At 67.4% G+C, this 17,288-nt stretch carries 18 protein-coding genes; 12 read left to right on the top strand and 6 right to left on the bottom strand.

Annotated elements, in window-relative coordinates; translation table 11 throughout:
* The first annotated feature begins 105 nt into the window (after positions 1 to 105).
* Positions 106 to 768, top strand: a complete 663-nt coding sequence (locus FSB78_RS00195; protein WP_242007887.1) for a L,D-transpeptidase family protein — start codon at positions 106 to 108, stop codon at positions 766 to 768.
* 6 nt (positions 769 to 774) lie between these two features.
* On the opposite strand, the gene FSB78_RS00190 is transcribed toward FSB78_RS00195, so the two are convergent.
* Positions 775 to 2,343 (bottom strand): amidase, encoded by a 1,569-nt coding sequence (locus FSB78_RS00190; RefSeq protein WP_147078926.1) that lies wholly within the window; start codon positions 2,341 to 2,343, stop codon positions 775 to 777.
* A 129-nt stretch (positions 2,344 to 2,472) separates the two neighbouring features.
* Between FSB78_RS00190 and FSB78_RS00185 the strand changes: the two genes are divergently transcribed.
* The 4 genes from FSB78_RS00185 to FSB78_RS00170 all read left to right on the top strand — a co-directional run bounded on the left by FSB78_RS00185 (position 2,473) and on the right by FSB78_RS00170 (position 6,554).
* Positions 2,473 to 3,636 (top strand): MBL fold metallo-hydrolase, encoded by a 1,164-nt coding sequence (locus FSB78_RS00185; RefSeq protein WP_147078924.1) that lies wholly within the window; start codon positions 2,473 to 2,475, stop codon positions 3,634 to 3,636.
* A 153-nt stretch (positions 3,637 to 3,789) separates the two neighbouring features.
* The gene (gene uvrB, locus FSB78_RS00180; protein ID WP_147078922.1) at positions 3,790 to 5,988 is read left to right on the top strand and encodes an excinuclease ABC subunit UvrB; all 2,199 of its coding nucleotides are present in this window, start codon (positions 3,790 to 3,792) and stop codon (positions 5,986 to 5,988) included.
* 114 nt (positions 5,989 to 6,102) lie between these two features.
* Entirely contained in the window at positions 6,103 to 6,324 is a 222-nt protein-coding gene (locus tag FSB78_RS00175; RefSeq protein ID WP_242007886.1) for a type II toxin-antitoxin system HicA family toxin, read from the top strand.
* Positions 6,321 to 6,554 carry a type II toxin-antitoxin system HicB family antitoxin gene (locus FSB78_RS00170; RefSeq protein ID WP_147078920.1) on the top strand — a complete coding sequence of 78 codons (234 nt, stop codon included), beginning with the start codon at positions 6,321 to 6,323 and terminating at the stop codon, positions 6,552 to 6,554. The genes FSB78_RS00175 and FSB78_RS00170 overlap by 4 nt, the downstream gene beginning before the upstream one ends.
* On the opposite strand, the gene FSB78_RS00165 is transcribed toward FSB78_RS00170, so the two are convergent.
* On the bottom strand, positions 6,551 to 6,865 hold the full coding sequence (locus FSB78_RS00165; RefSeq protein WP_147083923.1) for a PRC-barrel domain-containing protein: 315 nt from the start codon (positions 6,863 to 6,865) through the stop codon (positions 6,551 to 6,553). The two genes, FSB78_RS00170 and FSB78_RS00165, sit on opposite strands and share 4 nt — an antisense overlap.
* A gap of 174 nt (positions 6,866 to 7,039) precedes the next feature.
* On the opposite strand from FSB78_RS00165, the gene FSB78_RS00160 reads away from it, so the two are divergent.
* Positions 7,040 to 7,558, top strand: a complete 519-nt coding sequence (locus FSB78_RS00160; protein ID WP_147078918.1) for a hypothetical protein — start codon at positions 7,040 to 7,042, stop codon at positions 7,556 to 7,558.
* A 403-nt stretch (positions 7,559 to 7,961) separates the two neighbouring features.
* Complete coding sequence (locus FSB78_RS00155; protein ID WP_147078916.1) at positions 7,962 to 8,792, top strand: oxygenase MpaB family protein; 831 nt, start codon at positions 7,962 to 7,964, stop codon at positions 8,790 to 8,792.
* A 114-nt stretch (positions 8,793 to 8,906) separates the two neighbouring features.
* Here FSB78_RS00155 and FSB78_RS00150 read toward each other — a convergent pair whose 3' ends face one another.
* Positions 8,907 to 10,424, bottom strand: a complete 1,518-nt coding sequence (locus FSB78_RS00150) for a fumarate hydratase (RefSeq protein ID WP_147078914.1) — start codon at positions 10,422 to 10,424, stop codon at positions 8,907 to 8,909.
* A gap of 238 nt (positions 10,425 to 10,662) precedes the next feature.
* On the opposite strand from FSB78_RS00150, the gene FSB78_RS00145 reads away from it, so the two are divergent.
* On the top strand, positions 10,663 to 10,878 hold the full coding sequence (locus FSB78_RS00145; protein ID WP_147078912.1) for a hypothetical protein: 216 nt from the start codon (positions 10,663 to 10,665) through the stop codon (positions 10,876 to 10,878).
* A 348-nt stretch (positions 10,879 to 11,226) separates the two neighbouring features.
* Here FSB78_RS00145 and queG read toward each other — a convergent pair whose 3' ends face one another.
* On the bottom strand, positions 11,227 to 12,339 hold the full coding sequence (gene queG, locus FSB78_RS00140) for a tRNA epoxyqueuosine(34) reductase QueG (RefSeq protein ID WP_422396650.1): 1,113 nt from the start codon (positions 12,337 to 12,339) through the stop codon (positions 11,227 to 11,229).
* A 44-nt stretch (positions 12,340 to 12,383) separates the two neighbouring features.
* On the opposite strand from queG, the gene FSB78_RS00135 reads away from it, so the two are divergent.
* The 3 genes from FSB78_RS00135 (at position 12,384) to msrB (ending at position 15,094) form a co-directional block, all read left to right on the top strand.
* Positions 12,384 to 13,295 carry an ABC transporter ATP-binding protein gene (locus FSB78_RS00135; RefSeq protein WP_147078908.1) on the top strand — a complete coding sequence of 304 codons (912 nt, stop codon included), beginning with the start codon at positions 12,384 to 12,386 and terminating at the stop codon, positions 13,293 to 13,295.
* The gene (locus FSB78_RS00130) at positions 13,292 to 14,533 is read left to right on the top strand and encodes an ABC transporter permease (protein ID WP_147078906.1); all 1,242 of its coding nucleotides are present in this window, start codon (positions 13,292 to 13,294) and stop codon (positions 14,531 to 14,533) included. Before FSB78_RS00135 ends, FSB78_RS00130 begins: the two co-directional genes overlap by 4 nt.
* Positions 14,534 to 14,596: 63 nt before the next feature.
* Positions 14,597 to 15,094 carry a peptide-methionine (R)-S-oxide reductase MsrB gene (gene msrB, locus FSB78_RS00125; protein ID WP_422396649.1) on the top strand — a complete coding sequence of 166 codons (498 nt, stop codon included), beginning with the start codon at positions 14,597 to 14,599 and terminating at the stop codon, positions 15,092 to 15,094.
* A gap of 92 nt (positions 15,095 to 15,186) precedes the next feature.
* Here the strand turns inward: msrB and FSB78_RS00120 are convergent, their stop codons facing one another.
* Positions 15,187 to 15,813 carry a CHAP domain-containing protein gene (locus FSB78_RS00120; RefSeq protein WP_147078902.1) on the bottom strand — a complete coding sequence of 209 codons (627 nt, stop codon included), beginning with the start codon at positions 15,811 to 15,813 and terminating at the stop codon, positions 15,187 to 15,189.
* 194 nt (positions 15,814 to 16,007) lie between these two features.
* On the opposite strand from FSB78_RS00120, the gene FSB78_RS00115 reads away from it, so the two are divergent.
* Positions 16,008 to 16,796 (top strand): SDR family oxidoreductase, encoded by a 789-nt coding sequence (locus FSB78_RS00115; protein WP_147078899.1) that lies wholly within the window; start codon positions 16,008 to 16,010, stop codon positions 16,794 to 16,796.
* A 79-nt stretch (positions 16,797 to 16,875) separates the two neighbouring features.
* Here the strand turns inward: FSB78_RS00115 and FSB78_RS00110 are convergent, their stop codons facing one another.
* Complete coding sequence (locus tag FSB78_RS00110; RefSeq protein WP_422396648.1) at positions 16,876 to 17,283, bottom strand: GIY-YIG nuclease family protein; 408 nt, start codon at positions 17,281 to 17,283, stop codon at positions 16,876 to 16,878.
* Between the last annotated feature and the right edge of the window lie 5 nt (positions 17,284 to 17,288).

The raw sequence follows: 17,288 nt of genomic DNA, 5'->3' as shown, positions 1-17,288 counted from the left end.
ATGTACGGCGCCACACGTCGTGCCGCGGCGGGACAGCGCGCAATCGCCACTGGCGCGGCCGGCGCATCGCCGGCATGCCGCAGGTTCAACGCAAGGGTCGGTTCGATGGCGAAGATCAGGGCGATGCAGATAGTGGCGATCGCCGTGCTGTGCGGCACCGCGGGCCTGGCCGGCGCGGTCGCCGTGCTCGGCGGATCGGAAGCGCCGGCGGTGACGACCCGCCCTGCGCCCGCCAAGGCCCCGCCCCCCGTCAAGCCGGCAGCGATCGCGAAGCCCGCGCCTGCGACGCCGCCCCCCGATCCCGGCTATGTCGTGAAGCGGATCCTCGCGGTCAAATCGCCCTTCGTCCACGGCGACTATTACTGGGACGAGGCGGGCGTCCCCGCCGGGCCGATCGTCGTCACCGTCGACCTGGCGGCACAGGTGCTGTCGGTGTTCCGCGGCGGCTACGAGATCGGCACCGCGGTGATGGTCTATGGCGCCGACGACAAGCCGACCCCGCTCGGCGTGTTCGCGATCAGCCAGAAGGACGCGACCCACGTCTCGAACCTCTATAACGCGCCGATGCCGTACATGCTGCGGCTGACCAATGACGGGATCTCGATCCATGGCAGCCCGGTCGGGTCCGACCTCGCCACGCATGGCTGCGTCGGGGTGCCCAAGCCGTTTGCCAAGCTGCTGTTCGGTGCGGTCAAGCTCGGCGACCGCGTGATCGTCAGCCGCGGCGAGACGCTGTCGCTCGGCGAACGGGTGAAGGCCGCCTCCTGACGCCGGTCAGCGCGTACCCTCCAGTCCCGACCCGGCATCCGCGGTCGGCAGATACCGCGGCGCGACCCGCGCCTTCGCCCGCTGTTCATACGCATAGCCTGCACCCAGCACGACGCCCTCGCCCAGCTTCGTCGCGATGAACGACAGCCCGACCGGCAGCCCGCGGACCAGTCCCATCGGCACGGTCAGGTTCGGATACCCCGCGATCGCCGGCAGTTCGCTCGAACTCGGCCCGCCATATTCGTCGCCATAGACCGGCTCACTGAGCCAGGCGGGGCCATAGGTCGGCTCGACCAGGACGGTCGCACCCGCCGCCTTGAGCATCGCGTCGATCCCCTCGGCGCCCGCCAGCCGCAACGACTTCGCGCGCGCCGCGAGATAGGCCGGGTCGGCGAGCCCCTTGGTCTTGGCCGCCGCCTCGAACGTCTCCTGCGCGAAGAACGGCATCTCGGTCGCAGGATTGGCGGCGTTGAACGCGATCACCTGGTCGAGCGAGCGGGTCGCGATCGGCGCCGGGCTGGTGGCGAGATAGGTGTCGAGGTCGGCCTTCAGTTCGGTCTGCAGCACCAGCAGTTCGGCCTCGCCGATCCCCTCCAGCTTGGGCTGCTTCACCTCGACGAGCACCGCGCCCGCCGCCTTCAGCACGTCGAGCGCGGCCTGGTAGCGCGCGGCGACGTCGGCGGTCATCTCCGGCCGGATCACGCCGACGCGCAACCCCGACAGCGCGCTCGCCGACAGCGCGACGGCATAGTCGCGCGGCACGGCGCCCGCAGTGGCGGAGTCCGCCGCGTCCGCGCCGACCATCGCCGACAACAGCATCGCGACGTCGCGGACGCTGCGCGCCATCGGCCCGGGCGTGTCTTGGCTATGGCTGATCGGCACGACGTGCGTGCGGCTGACGAGGCCGATCGAGGGTTTCAGCCCGACCAGCCCGTTGATCGACGACGGGCAGACCACCGAGCCGTCGGTCTCCGTCCCCACCGCCGCCGCGGCGAAGCTCGCCGCGATCGCCGCACCCGACCCGCTCGACGATCCGCAGGCAGTGCGGTCGAGCGCATAGGGGTTGCGGACCAGACCGCCGACCGCGCTCCACCCGCTCATCGACCGCGTCGAGCGGATGTTCGCCCATTCGCTGAGGTTGGTCTTGCCGAGGATCACGGCACCCGCCGCGCGTAGCCGCGCCACCACCGGCGCGTCGCGGCGCGTGAGATTGGCCTTCAGCGCCAGGCTGCCCGCGGTGGTCGGCATCGCGTCCGCGGTCTCGATATTGTCCTTGATCAGCACCGGCACGCCGTGCAGCGGTCCGCGCACGCGCCCGGCCTTGCGCTCGGCGTCGAGCGCCTTGGCCTGTGCCAGCGCATCGGGGTTGATCGCGATCACGCTGCGCAGCGTCGGCCCCTTGCGATCCATCGCGGCGATCCGCGCGAGATAGGCGCGGGTGAGGTCGACGCTCGACGCCTTGCCCGCGGCCATGTCCGCCTGGAGATCCGCGACCGAGCGTTCCTCGACCACCACCGTCTTCGCCGTGGCCGGCACGGCAGTCGCGAGCAGCAGTGCGAGCATCAGTCGGCGCATATCATCCCCTTCGTGTCCCGCGCTCACGCTATCGGCGATCTGTCGGCGCGCCAAGCGGCGGATTTGCGTGAACCCTTCGGCGACACCTGGCGTTTGTCGGCGGCGGCACGTGGACCGTGGGAACCTGTCTTGGCGTCTGTCCTGAAGATCGTCGGTACGCTGCTGCTTTTCCTGGTCGTCGCGGTGGCGCTCGCGGTGACGATCGTCCCGCGGTTCCTCGACCGCATCTATTATCGCGGCGCGACGACGGACCATTTCGACGGCGCGCGCTTCGCCAACCCCGATGGCGATGCCGATACCGGCGCACCCGGCGGCGGACGCGCCCGGTTCTTCTGGCGCGCGCTGACCGGCAGCGACGGCCGCTCGGACTGGCCGACCTCGGTGGCTGTAAACCCCGCCACGCCGCCTGCCCGCGTCGACGGCGCGCGGATGGTCGTGACCTGGGTCGGCCATGCGAGCGTCCTGATCCAGACGCAGGGCCTCAACATCCTCACCGACCCGGTATGGAGCGACCGGGCCGGGCCGCTGGGCACCGGCCCGCGCCGCGTCGCAGCCCCGGGGATCGCGCTCGATGCGCTGCCGAAGATCGATCTCGTGCTCGTCAGCCACGATCATTACGATCACATGGACCTGAAGACGCTCGGCACGATCTGGCGCCGCGACCGCCCGCGGATCGTCACGAGTCTTGGCAACGACAGCGTGATCGCGCAGTCGGGTGCGCAGGCAACCGCGGTCGACTGGGGTCGACGGGTCGCGATCCGCCCCGGCATCGACGTCGTCGTCACGCGCAACCATCATTGGGGCAGCCGCTGGTTCACCGATCGCAATCGCGCGCTGTGGTCGAGCTTCGTCGTCACGCTGCCGGGCGGCAACCTGTTCTTCGCGGGCGACACCGGGATGGGCGACGGCCGCTGGCCTGCCGAGGCCGCGACGATCGGGCCGATCCGGCTCGCGCTGATCCCGATCGGCGCGTTCCGCTTCGCGCCCGGGCAGATGGCTTCGGGCAGCCATATCGGGCCCGTCGATGCGGTGCGGGTCTATCAGGGTCTTGGCGCCGCGCATGCGATCCCGATCCATTGGGGGACGTTCCGGCTGTCGTACGAGGCGTATGACACGCCGCCGAAGCTGCTGGCCGAGGCGATGCGCTGCACCGGGCAGAGCGGGTTCGATCCGGTGGCGATCGGCCGCCCGGTCGAGGTGGCGGCCTATGCCAAGCCGACTGTCGTGCCGGTCGTAGCGCGAGCGGCGTTGTTGCGATGCCTCGACACGCCAGCGGTGCGGGCGCTGCACTAACCTGCCCTCACCCTTCCCACCGACTGCGCCGGTGGGCCCCTTCCCTCTCCCGATGGGAGAGGGAGAGACGGCGCAGCCGGCGATGGGTGAGGGCAGGCACCGTCCTCGTTCCGCCGTTGCGCCCCTCTACCGTCCAACCCATATTCGAGACCTATGGCCATCCAGATCCGCACCAGTCTCGCCGAGCCCGAAACCGGCGAGACCTTCATCCCGCACCGCCCGTCGGCACGCCCCGCCAAGGTGGAGGGCGGCAAGCGCTTCGAACTCGTCAGCGACTACACGCCCAGCGGCGACCAGCCCGGCGCAATCGCCGAGCTCGTCGCCGGCGTGAACGACGCCGAGAAGGATCAGGTGCTGCTAGGCGTCACCGGATCGGGCAAGACCTTCACCGTCGCCAAGGTGATCGAGGCGGTGCAGCGCCCGGCACTGATCCTCGCGCCCAACAAGATCCTGGCGGCGCAGCTCTACGGCGAGATGAAGTCGTTCTTCCCGAACAACGCGGTCGAATATTTCGTCAGCTATTACGATTATTACCAGCCCGAGGCCTATGTCGCGCGGTCGGACACCTACATCGAGAAGGAAAGCTCGACCAACGAGTCGATCGATCGGATGCGGCATTCGGCGACGCGCGCGCTGCTCGAACGCGACGACGTGATCATCGTCGCGTCGGTGTCGTGTCTGTACGGCATCGGCTCGGTCGAGACCTATTCGGCGATGATCTTCGACCTGAAGAAGGGTACGACGGTCGACCAGCGCGAGATCGTGCGCAAGCTCGTCGCGCTGCAGTACAAGCGCAACGACGCCGCGTTCCAGCGCGGCAATTTCCGCGTGAAGGGCGACACGCTCGAGATCTTTCCGTCGCATTACGAGGACAGCGCGTGGCGCGTGTCGTTCTTCGGCGACGATATCGAGGAGATCACCGAGTTCGATCCGCTGACCGGCAGCAAGATCGCGAGCCTCAACTCGATCCGCATCTACGCCAACTCGCATTACGTGACGCCGGGGCCGACGCTCAAGCAGGCAGGCGAGGCGATCAAGCACGAACTCGCCGAGCGGCTGAAGGAGCTGGTGATCGAGGGCAAGCTGCTGGAGGCGCAGCGGCTCGAGCAGCGCACCAATTTCGACCTCGAGATGATCGCGGCGACGGGCTCCTGCGCAGGGATCGAGAATTACTCGCGCTTCCTGACCGGGCGCATGCCAGGCGAGCCGCCGCCCACCTTGTTTGAGTATCTCCCCGACAACGCGCTGCTGTTCGTCGACGAGAGCCATGTCACGATCGGGCAGATCAACGGCATGTCGCGCGGCGATCACCGGCGCAAACTGACGCTCGCCGAATATGGCTTCCGCCTACCCTCGGCGATCGACAACCGTCCACTGCGCTTCAACGAATGGGACGCGATGCGGCCGCAGACGACCTATGTCTCGGCGACGCCGGGGTCGTGGGAGATGGAGCAGACCGGCGGCGTGTTCGCCGAACAGGTCATCCGCCCCACCGGGCTGATCGATCCGCCCGTCGAGATCAAGCCGGTCGAGGAACAGGTCCAGGACCTGATCGTCGAGGCGCGCAAGACGACCGACGCTGGATACCGCACGCTCGTCACCACGCTGACCAAGCGGATGGCGGAGGACCTCACCGAATATATGCACGAGGCGGGGATCAAGGTCCGCTACATGCACAGCGACGTCGAGACGCTCGAGCGCATCGAGCTGATCCGCGACCTGCGCCTCGGCGTGTACGACGTGCTGATCGGCATCAACCTGTTGCGCGAGGGATTAGACATCCCCGAATGCGGGCTGGTCGCGATCCTCGATGCGGACAAGGAAGGCTTCCTGCGCTCCGAGACCTCGCTGATCCAGACGATCGGCCGCGCCGCGCGCAACGTCGATGGCCGCGTCATCCTCTACGCCGATCGCATCACGGGCTCGATGGAGCGCGCGATGAACGAAACCGGGCGCAGGCGCGAGAAGCAGATCGCCTACAACACCGAACACGGCATCACGCCGACCACCATCAAACGCAACATCGGAGACATCATCGCCCACGTCGCCAGCGGCGACCAGGTCACCGTCCCGATCGACGAGGACCGGCCGCACATGGTCGGCCACAACCTGCGCGCCTATATCGAGGATCTCGAGAAGCAGATGCGCAAGGCCGCGAGCGACCTGGAGTTCGAGACCGCGGGCCGCCTGCGCGACGAGATCCGCCAGCTGGAGAATGACGAGCTCGGATTGCCGGCCGACCAGCAGAAGGCGCCGATGATGGGCCGCAGCAACGAAGGCAAGCCGGGGACGCGCAAAACGCGCTATGGGAAGAGCCAGAAGATGCGGATGGGGGGATCACGGTCGCGGTAGGTCGGATGCCGATCCTTCCTTTCTGACGGCGGTAACGGTGCCGTCTACCCTCGGCGATGATCGCGCCAAGGGGGAGGGTTGGGTGACCCGCATCGCAAAACTTTACGCGACCGTATGGCAAACCCGAAAGCGGCAATTTCTTTCGCGGATTTCGAACGGTTACTCGACGCGACGGGCTTCGAGCATGTGCGGACCAAAGGCAGCCATCGCCAATATGCTCATCCCAAAGTTCCCGGCATTTTTACGGTCTTACCCCACGGCAAGGCCATAAAAGCGTACCTCGCAAGGCGGTTCCTTGAACTCTTGGACGAACATGGCCTACATATCGACTCATGAGCGAGCCTCGCTACCACATCAATCTGTTCTGGTCGCAGGACGATGACTGCTGGATCGCGGATGTCCCGGACCTTCGATACTGCACCACCCACGGCGACACGTCCGACGAGGCGCTAGTCAACGTTCATGATGCGATCGAGAACTGGTTGGAAGCTGCGCAAGCTACCGGGATTGCTATTCCCGTTCCATCCTACCGACCAGACATCTACGCAACGCGGTTCGCCGCTTAACCGACGGTCAGATTCTCGCTGCTCGACCCGTAATAGCTGGCCACGCGGTCGGCATAGGCCTGGTCGAACACCGGCGCGTTGTTCGCCCAGCTGGGGCCGCCTTCGAGGACGCGCTTGTCGATCGTGACCATGTACAGGTCGCGGATCAAATCGAACTGTAGCAGCGCGAACGGGAGCGGGTAGAAGCTCTTGCCCATGCCGAGGAAGCCGCCGAGGCTCAGCACCGCGTGCGTGACGCGCCCGGTGCCCTTGTGGACCATGAACGCATGGACCGATCCGACCGAGTCGCCGTCCCGGCTCTCAACCTTCATGGTGCCGGAGATGTTCGCCTGCACGAGCAGCTGGGTCGGGGTGACGGGGGTATCGGACACGGTGGTTCTCCAAGACGTTCGGACGCTGAACCGGTAGCAGGGCGCGGCGGTTCCCCGCGGAGCGACCACGCCCGCGGGTTGAGCGTCCGCCGTGCTTCCGCCATAGCTTGGGGCATGCGCGCCCTTGCCCCCCTCGCCGTCCTGCTTCTCGTCGGCGCCTGCGTCGCAGCCCCGCCGGCTCCGCGGCCGCAGCCGCCCGCTCCTGCGCCGCGACCCGTGCCGGTCCCTGCCCAGCCGCCGGCCGCAGACTGGCGCGACCTGCCGTACAGTGCGGGTACCTGGACCTATCGCCGCGACGCACGCGGATCGATCGCGCTGTTCGGCGCCGTGGGCACCGACGCCGCGCTGACACTGCGCTGCGACCTGACCGCGCGGCAGATCTTCCTGTCGCGCGCGGGCAGCGCGGTCCAGCCGCTAACGATCCGCACGTCGAGCACGACGCGCAGCCTGCCGGTGCAGCCGGTCGGCGGCACCGTTCCCTATGTCGCCGCCGCGCTGGCACCCACCGATCCGATCCTGGAGGCGATGGGATTCAGTCGCGGCCGCTTCGTCGTGGCGCAGGCCGGACAGGCCACGCTCGTTCTCCCCGCCTGGGCCGAAATCGAACGCGTCACCGAGGATTGCCGGGGCTAGCCCCCCAATGACAACGCTTTGCCGAGACCATCCAAATAAGCGCTTGTAACAGCGACCTACCCAATACACATTGCGGGGGCGGCCAGGCTTGGCCGCGTTGTTTCAACAAGCGAAAGGAGGTGATCCGATGTCTCATGGTTCAGCAGTGAGTTCGGTTCGGTTCGTTCGGGGGACGCGCCGCTAAACGCCGAGATGTCGCGCCGGGAGGGCTTCTCCTCCAGTCAACGGCGTGATTCACAGGCAAGGCGGTTCGCATGGTCCTCCGGGCTGGAGCTCTCCGGCCGCTGACCATGTCTGGAGGTTGTCGGGTCGCAGGGATGCGCCCCGGCAACCTCTTTTCATTTCTGCCTTATTTTCTCGCAGCCGGTTGGCGCGCCCTGGGCCGCGCCCCAGATTATTCGCGATGCTGCGTGACGCCATTCAAGACCAGATCCGGACGCTGATGGGTTCCGACGAGGCGGCCGCGGTCGACCTGACGCGGCCGGCCGGCGACGATGGCCTGTTCGGCCCCGACTCCGCGAGCTGGCAGGTGCATGGCGACTTCACCGCGATGATGATCGGCGGCGTATCCGCGCTGCTGCTGCAAATGCTGCATCCGGCGGTGCTGGCGGGCGTCTGGGACCATTCGGGGTTCCGCGACGACATGGCCGGACGGCTGAAGCGGACCGCACGGTTCATCGCCGCCACCACCTATGGATCGACCGAGAGCGCAGAAAACATGATCGCGCGGGTCCGGCGCGTGCACGGATTCGTCCGAGGGACACTGCCCGACGGCACGCCGTACAGCGCGGACGATCCCAACCTGCTCACCTGGGTCCATGTCGCCGAGGCGCGCAGTTTCCTCTCCGCCCATGTCCGGTACCGCGACCCGAGGTTTCCGGGCGCGCGGCAGGACCTGTACTATGCGGAGATGGCCGATCTGGCGCGCCGGCTGGGCGCGGCGGGGGTACCGGAGAGCCGGGCCACGGTGGAGGCGTATCTACGCCGGATGCGCGGCGCGCTGCGCGTCGATGCGCGGACCCGCGACGTGGCAGGCGTGCTGCTCGATCAGCCTGCCCCCAATTTCGCGTCGCAGCCTCTGCAGCAGATTCTGTTGCAGTCGGGGGTCGACCTGTTGCCGGGCTGGGCGAGGACGATGCACGGGTTGCGGGTGCCGCTGCGCGAGAAGGTCGCGCTGCGTGCCGGGGCTATGGGCGCGGGGACGGTGTTGCGCTGGGCGATGGCGGCGCGGTGAGTTCTCCCCCCCTTAGCCGTCCTCCCAGCGAAGGCTGGGATCTCCCTAGGCTGGCGCGGGACAGGAGCCTCGGGAGACCCCAGCCTTCGCTGGGGTGACGAATGTACCGCCGACTTACGCCCCGACCAGCAACCCCTCCCGCGCAATCTTCTCGCGCCACACCAGGGGCGCGAGCTGGTGGACGTTCTCGCCCGCCGCGTCGACCGCAACCGTCACCGGGAAGTCGCTGACCTCGAACTCGTAGATCGCCTCCATCCCCAGGTCCGCGAAGCCGACCACCTTGCTGCCCTTGATCGCGCGCGCGACCAGATAGGCCGCGCCGCCGACCGCCATCAGATACGCCGATTTGCGCTCGGCGATCGCCTTGGTCGCGTCGGGGCCGCGCTCGGCCTTGCCGACCATCGCGAGGAGGCCCTGGTCGAGCATCATCCGCGTGAACTTGTCCATCCGCGTCGCGGTGGTGGGGCCGGCGGGGCCGACCACCTCTTCGCCGACCGGATCGACCGGGCCGACATAATAGATCACCCGACCACGGAAATCGACGGGGAGCTCCTCACCCTTGGCCAGCATGTCGGCGATCCGCTTGTGCGCGGCGTCGCGGCCGGTGAGCATCTTGCCGTTGAGCAACAGCCGGTCGCCATGCTTCCAGGTCTGCACGACTTCGGGCGTCAGCGTGTCGAGGTCGACGCGGATCGCGGCCTTGTCGGGGGTCCAGTTGACGTCGGGCCATTCCTCGAGCTTGGGCGCCTCGAGATACACCGGGCCCGATCCGTCGAGCGTGAAATGCGCGTGGCGGGTTGCAGCGCAGTTCGGGATCATCGCCACCGGCTTCGACGCGGCGTGCGTCGGCCAGTCGAAGATCTTGACGTCGAGGATGGTCGACAGCCCGCCCAGCCCCTGCGCGCCGATGCCGAGCGCGTTGACCTTGTCGTAGATCTCGATCCGCAGCGCCTCGATGTCGGTCTTGGGGCCGCGCGCCTTGAGCTGCGCCATGTCGATCGCGCCCATCAGCGATTCCTTGGCGAGCAGCATCGACTTCTCGGCGGTGCCGCCGATGCCGATGCCGAGCATGCCCGGCGGGCACCAGCCCGCGCCCATTTGCGGGATCATCTCGAGCACCCAGTCGACGATCGAGTCACTCGGGTTCATCATCTTGAACTTGGACTTGTTCTCGCTGCCGCCGCCCTTGGCCGCGACGTCGATCGAGACGGTGCTGCCAGGCACCATCTCGACATGCATCACGCTCGGCGTGTTGTCCTTGGTGTTCCGCCGCGTGAAGGCGGGGTCTGCGAGGATCGAGGCGCGCAGTTTGTTCTCGGGGTTGAGATACGCCTTCCGAACGCCCTCATCGACGACCTCCTGCAGCGACCGCGTCGAGTCGAGCCGGCACTCCTGGCCCCATTTGACGAAGATCGTGACGATGCCGGTATCCTGGCAGATCGGGCGGTGCCCCTCGGCGCACATCCGCGAATTGGTCAGGATCTGCGCGATCGCGTCCTTGGCGGCGGGGCTCTGCTCGGCCTCGTACGCGACGCCCAGCGCGCGGATGTAATCCATCGGGTGATAATAGCTGATGAACTGCAGCGCGTCGGCGACGCTCTCGATCAGGTCGGCTTCTGTGATGACGGTCATGCGGCGCCTTCGCGGAGGAACAATGCGCGCGGCATAGCGACGTTCGCGCGATTTATGAAGGGTGGGGCGAAGGGCTGGAGTCCGAACCGAGGGAGTCAGACGGCGGAAACCACAGCAAATCCCAGCGAACCGATAGGGTATTGCGCGCTGCCGAGGCGCCGCGTAGCATTTGCAGGGGGAACAACGGGCTTTCGCCCTGTGTACCGTCCTCGGCCCGGATTGTTACGGAGACTTATCCATGAAGAAGATCGCACTCGTACCCATGATGGCCGTTCTCGCGCTCGGCGTCGCGGCGTGCTCGAAGACCGCGGACACGTCGAACACGACGACCGAATCGAACACTATCGTCGAGGAGTCCGATGCGAACCTCTCGGTCACCGATGGGCTGGACGCGACGAACACGACCGGCCTGATCAACAGCGAAGACCCGAACGCTTCAGGCAACGCGCTCTGATCCGATTTCGACGGTCGGAAGGCCGGCCGTCGAAGTTGTCGCGCAGGAAATTTGGTTGTGCATGAGCTTTTCGAGAACACTCGAAATGCTTTTTTCCGTACCTGAAGAACAGTTGACGGGATGCTACTGTACGAAAAATGATTCGCCTGAGTTTAGCCTCGGCTCGCCGCAAAATCGGTAAATTGCTATTTATATCGAATTGGTATGGATTAGACAGATACATAACGTCCGGGCGAAGTGAAGCTCCCTAGACGGATCCTTTCGGTCCGGCGGATCCGTCCGCCGGACCGCTTTTTCATAGGCGCAGCAAGCCGCGACTGGACGTCCGACGGACAGCGCCCGCGGTCATCAGCCCCATTCCGCCAGAACCGCGCTATCCGCTTCCGCGGCGATCCGTCCGGACCGTTCAGTCTGCCACCGCGCCGCATCGAGGCGCCCGAGCGCCCAGACTGCGGCACCGCGGACGACCGTGGCCGGGTCGTCGAGCAGCGCTGCGACCGACGCGAGCAGGTCCGGATCGCCGCTGTTGCCCGCGGCGATCAGCGCGTTGCGGGTCATCTTGTCGCGGCCGATGCGCTTGATCGGGGAGCCAGCGAAGACCTGTCGGAAGCCGGCGTCGTCGAGCGCGAGGAGGTCGGCGAGGCCCGGCGCAACCAGTTCCGCGCGCGGAGCAAAGGCGAGGTTGGCCTGGGCTGCGGCGGCGAACTTGTTCCATGGGCAGACCGCCAGGCAATCGTCGCAGCCATAGATGCGATTGCCGATGCCGCGGCGGAATTCGCGCGGGATCGGCCCCGCATGCTCGATCGTCAGGTACGAGATGCAGCGACGCGCATCGAGCTGGTACGGCGCGGGGAAGGCGTCGGTCGGGCACGCGGTCTGGCACGCGGTGCAGCTGCCGCAGCTGTCCGAGCCCGGCGTGTCCGGCGCAAGGTCCAGCGTGGTGTAGATCGCGCCGAGGAACAGCCAGCTGCCCGCGGTGCGGCTGACGAGGTTGGTGTGCTTGCCCTGCCAGCCGAGCCCCGCGGCTTCGGCCAGCGGCTTTTCCATGACCGGCGCGGTGTCGACGAACACCTTCAGGTCGCACCCCGCCTCCTTGGCGAGCCAGCGGCCGAGCGCCTTCAGCGCGCGCTTCATGACGTCGTGATAGTCGCCGCCCTGCGCATAGACCGAGATGCGCCCTACCCCGCCTTCGTCCGCGAGCCGCAGCGGATCCTCCTTGGGTGCATAGCTGAGCCCGAGCGCGATGATGCTGCGGACTTCGGGCCACAAGCCGGCGGGGCTTTCGCGGTGATGCTTGCGCTCCTCCATCCAGATCATGTCGCCGTGGCGGCCCTCGGCGAGCCATTGGTGGAGCCGCTCGCCCGCGCGCGGTGCAGCGTCGGCGCGCGCGAGGCCGCAGGCCGCGAACCCGAGTTCGGCGGCCTTGGCCCGGATCCGGTCTTCCAGCTTGTCTACTGCCACGCGCACCCGCTACCACGCGGCTCGGCCTGGAAGGAAGATCGGCGTTGCGTGATGAATGGGCGGTCACCGCCGATGGTCTGGTCAAGAGGTTCGGCGACCGGAGGGTCGTCGACGGCGTCGACATCCGCGTACCGACCGGATCGATCTATGGCGTGCTCGGCCCCAACGGCGCGGGCAAGACGACGACGCTGCGCATGCTGCTCGGCATCATCGAGCCCGACGCGGGCCGCCGGACTTTGCTCGGCTTCGATGCGCCGCGCGATGCGAGCGACCGGGTCGGCTATCTGCCCGAGGAGCGCGGCCTGTATCCGGGGATGAAGGCGCGCGAGGCGATCGCGTTCCTGGGCGCGCTGCGCGGGCTCGACCTCAAGACCGGGCGCGCCCGCGCGGTGACGCTGATGGAGGGTGCCGGGCTCGGCCATGCGGTCGACGAGAAGATCCGCAAATTGTCGAAGGGGATGGCGCAGCTCGTCCAGCTGCTCGGGTCGGTGGTGCACCAGCCCGACCTGCTGGTGCTCGACGAACCCTTTTCCGGGCTCGATCCGGTCAACCAGGAACGGCTCGAGAAGCTGATCCTGGTCGAGCGCGATCGCGGCGCCACGGTGCTGTTCTCGACGCATATCATGAGCCATGCCGAGCGGCTGTGCGACCGCCTCGCGATCATCGCAGGCGGCAAGCGTCGGTTCGAGGGCACGGTCGACGACGCGCGCGGGATGCTGCCGCAGCGTGTCCGCTACACGCCGCAGCGGCCCGATCCGGCGATCGCGGGAATCCTGCCCGCCGATGCGGTATCCGATGGCGCAGGATGGCGGTTCGAACTGCCGGGCGAGGGAATCGAGCGGCTGCTGGTGCGGCTGATCGACGCAGGGCATGGTATCGCTGGCCTGTCGATCGAGCGGCCGGGCCTGCACGAGGCCTTCGTCCGCATCGTCGGTGAGCAGGAGGCGCAGGCATGAGCAGGTCCCAGAGCCGGTTCCGCCGCACGCTGCGCCAGACGCTGACGATCGCGCGGCGCGATTTCGTCGCGACGGTGTTCACGCCGATCTTCCTGCTGTTCCTGTTCGCGCCGGTGATCATGGGGTCGTTCGGCGCGATCGGCGGGCTGGGCGCGGCGAGCGTCGCCGACGGCGCGCAGGACAAGGCGCGGATCGTCGCGATCGTGCCGGCGACGGTCGCTCGCCCGATCGCCGCCGCCGACCGCCGGCTGCGAACCATCTTCCGCGCCGAAGAGGCGCCGCCTGCGCTGACGACGATCGCGCCCGAGGGCGATCCGACCGCACAGGCGCGTGCGGCCTTCGCGCGAAAAGACCTCGATGCGACCGCCGTGCTCTATGGCACGCTCGACCGGCCGCAGATCCTCTACGGTCCGCGCGGCGACCGCGCGGCGGACTATCTGGCATTACTCGCAGGATCGACGCTTGCGGCCGAACGGCTGGGCGGGACGCTGCCGGCCGTCGCGGCAACCAAGACTTTAGTGCAACGCCAGGGCAGCTCGATCGGCGGGCAGCACCAGTCGGCGTTCTTCGCGGTCTTCGGCATCTTCTTCCTGACGCTGTTCCTGTCGGGCCAGGTGGTCGGCACGATGGCCGAGGAGCGCAACAGCAAGGTGATCGAGGTGCTGGCCGCCGCGGTACCGCTGGAATCGGTGTTCTTCGGCAAGCTGCTCGGGATGTTCGGCGTCGCGGTACTGTTCGTCGCGTTCTGGGGGACGGTGGTCGGGCAGATCGGGTCGGTCCTGCCGCCGGCGATGGCGGCTGGCCTCGGCGAACTCGCGCCCGCGGTCGGCACGGCGATGTTCGCGTTGCTGTTCGGCGCCTATTTCACGATGGCGTATCTGCTGCTCGGCGCGGTGTTCCTGGGCGTCGGCGCACAGGCGTCGACGATGCGCGAGATCCAGATGCTCAGCCTGCCGATCACGATCCTGCAGGTGGCGATGTTCGCATTGTCCTCCGCCGCGGTGTCGAAGCCGGGCAGCGCGCTGGCGACCTTCGCCGAGCTGTTCCCGCTGTCGTCGCCGTTCGCGATGGCGGGGCATGCCGCGAACTCGCCCGTGCTGTGGCCGCATCTTGCGGCGCTGGCGTGGCAGGCCCTGTGGGTGACGATCTTCATCAGCGTGGGTGCGCGGATGTTCCGGCGCGGCGTGCTGCAATCGGGCAGCGCCAAGCCGTTCTGGCGGCGCGCAAAGGCGCGCTGACCCGCATCTTGGTCCCAGCATCTGTCGGCCGCATCTGTTCGCGGCGGCGTTCGTTCCTACATCATGACCATGACACAGACCGACCGCCGCACCTTCCTCACTGTCGCCGGCGCGAGCGTCGCCGGCGTGGCCCTATGGGGCTGCAGTTCCGAGCCCGCGCACGCCGCCGAACGCTTCGAGGTCACCTATAGCGATGCGCAGTGGCGTGCCCGGCTGAAGCCTGCGGCCTATGCCGTGCTGCGCAAGGAAGGGACCGAGGTGCCCTATTCGAGCCCGCTCAACGGCGAGCATCGCGCCGGGATGTTCGCGTGCGGGGGATGCGGGCTGCCGAACTTTTCGTCGAAGACCAAGTTCGAGAGCGGGACGGGGTGGCCGAGCTTCTGGGCGCCGCTGCCGACCGCGGTCCGGACCCGGGTCGATTCGACGCTGGGGATGGCGCGGACCGAGGTGCATTGCCGCCGCTGCGGCGGGCATCTCGGGCATGTGTTCGACGACGGCCCCAAGCCGACCGGCAAGCGCTACTGCATGAATGGCGCGGCGCTGACGTTCAAGGCGGCGTAAGCGGCCAGCCCTCGTCATCCCGGGATCCAAAGTTACTAACGATGGCGCTTGAGGCTCTGGATCCCGGGACAAGCCCGGGATGACGGAGTAAATTACTCGGCGTCGCTCACCAGCGTGAAGATCCCGCGCGGATCGGTCGGACCGTGCTGCACGGTCATTGCCTTGAGCTGCGCGGCGTTCGCGAGCTGCGCCGAGCTCGGCGTCTTGACGCTGGCCATCTGGTAGGACGGCTGCACCGGCGCATCGAGTGCATCGGTCTTGGGCGCATGGCCCGAATAGATGAAGCCCTTGGTCGGATAGGCCGAGGTGCCGAGACCGCCCTGCGGACCGTACCAGACCTTGACCATGCTCCAGTCGCCCGCAGCCGAGACGTCGATCGCGCGGACGTTGGTCTCGATCGCACCGCGGCGCGACCAGTTGGCGTGGGTGAGAAGGACTTCGCGGTCGCTGACGACCTGGCTGACCATCGCGACATGGCCGACGCGCATCCGCGAGGTCGGCGAGAAGGCGAGGACCGAACCGGCCTTCGGGGCGTGGCCACGCTCGTAGCGGCCGGCGGCCTGGTCCCACCAGGTGTTCGCGTTGCCGCGGATCTCGATGCCCGATACCGAGCGGGCGAAGGTCACGCACTGCCAGAACTGCGCCGCAGCCGGGGTTGCCGTCATCAGGCCGCACGATACTACCAGCGCAAAACGCGCTGCTAACGCCTTGAAATTCATCGAGAGCCCCCGGGCCGCTATTCGTTCGTTGAGTGTGGCTATCCGGGCCCGAAATTAATTGGAACCCGCGCCGGAACCATATCCGACGAAGCGTGTTGCCGCGCCGATGAGCGCCCCGAAAGGGCAGCAGCCATGGCCATTTGCCAGCATGAAAGGGGCAGGATAGCTAGCGGATACATAATGGAGGATGCCTGATGGATACCACGACCCTGTTCCGGCTCGACGGCCGCGTCGCGCTGATCACCGGCGGCAGCCGCGGGATCGGCAAGATGATCGCCGCGGGCTTCGTCGCGCAGGGCGCGAAGGTCTATATCTCGTCGCGCAAGGCCGACGCCTGCGAGGCCGCCGCCGCGGAGCTCGGGCCGAACTGCATCGCGCTGCCGCAGGACGTCTCGACCGTCGCCGGGTGCAAGGCGCTCGCCGAACAGTTCGCCGCGCTCGAGCCGAAACTCGACATCCTGGTCAACAATGCGGGTGCGGCCTGGGGCGTGCCGTTCGAGGAGTTCTCCGAAGTCGGCTGGGACAAGGTGATGGATCTCAACCTCAAATCGCCCTTCTTTCTGACGCAGGCGATGCACGCGGCGCTTAAGGCCGGCGGATCACACGAGCGGCCGGCCAAGGTGATCAACATCACCTCGATCGACGGCCAGCGGCTCAACCCCTGGGAGACGTACAGCTATCACGCGTCGAAATCGGCGCTGATCTACCTGACCAAGCGGATGGCAGCGCGGCTCGTGCGCGACGGCATCAACGTCACCTCGATCGCGCCGGGCGCATTCGCCAGCGACATGAACAAGGCCGCGCGCGATCACGGCGACGCGGTGGCGCAGGGCATCCCGGCGAAGCGCGTCGGCGTCGACGAGGACATGGCGGGCGCCGCGATCTACCTCGCCAGCCGGGCGGGGGACTATGTGGTGGGCGAGACGATCACCGTCGATGGCGGGCTGGTGCATGCGAGCCTGGGGACGAGCATCGACGCGTGACCCTAGGTGGAAAGGTGGATGCTGAAACAAGTTCAGCATGACGGGCCCTCCGTCACCCTGAACTCGTTTCAGGGTCCACCTATCGCCTTGGTGTCAGCGGCTCGGCTAAGCCCAATCCCGGCGCCAGATCATTCCATTCTGGGTTCTGCGACTCGACCAGGTTGATCTTCCACCCGCGATGCCAACGCTTCAGTTGCTTCTCTCGACTGATCGCGGATTCCATGTCGTCGGACATCTCGTACCGCACGAGCCGGTACACCGCGTACTGGCCGACAAACCCGCGCGTGACGCCTGTTCGATGCTGATACAGCCGAGCGCCCAGATCCGATGTCACGCCGATGTACAGCGTACCGCGGACGCCGCTGGCGAGAATGTAGACGCAAGGTTGGCGGTCCCTCGGCATCCGGCAAGTCTGCCGCGCCGTGGATGCTGAAACAAGTTCAGCATGACGGAGCTCTTCTACCGTCACCTTGAACTCTACCGTCACCCTGA

This window comes from Sphingomonas ginsenosidivorax (assembly GCF_007995065.1).
In the GTDB taxonomy this organism is placed as follows: Bacteria; Pseudomonadota; Alphaproteobacteria; order Sphingomonadales; family Sphingomonadaceae; genus Sphingomonas; species Sphingomonas ginsenosidivorax.
Note: the sequence above shows the minus strand (reverse complement) of the source record. Positions and strands in the feature narration are given on the sequence as shown.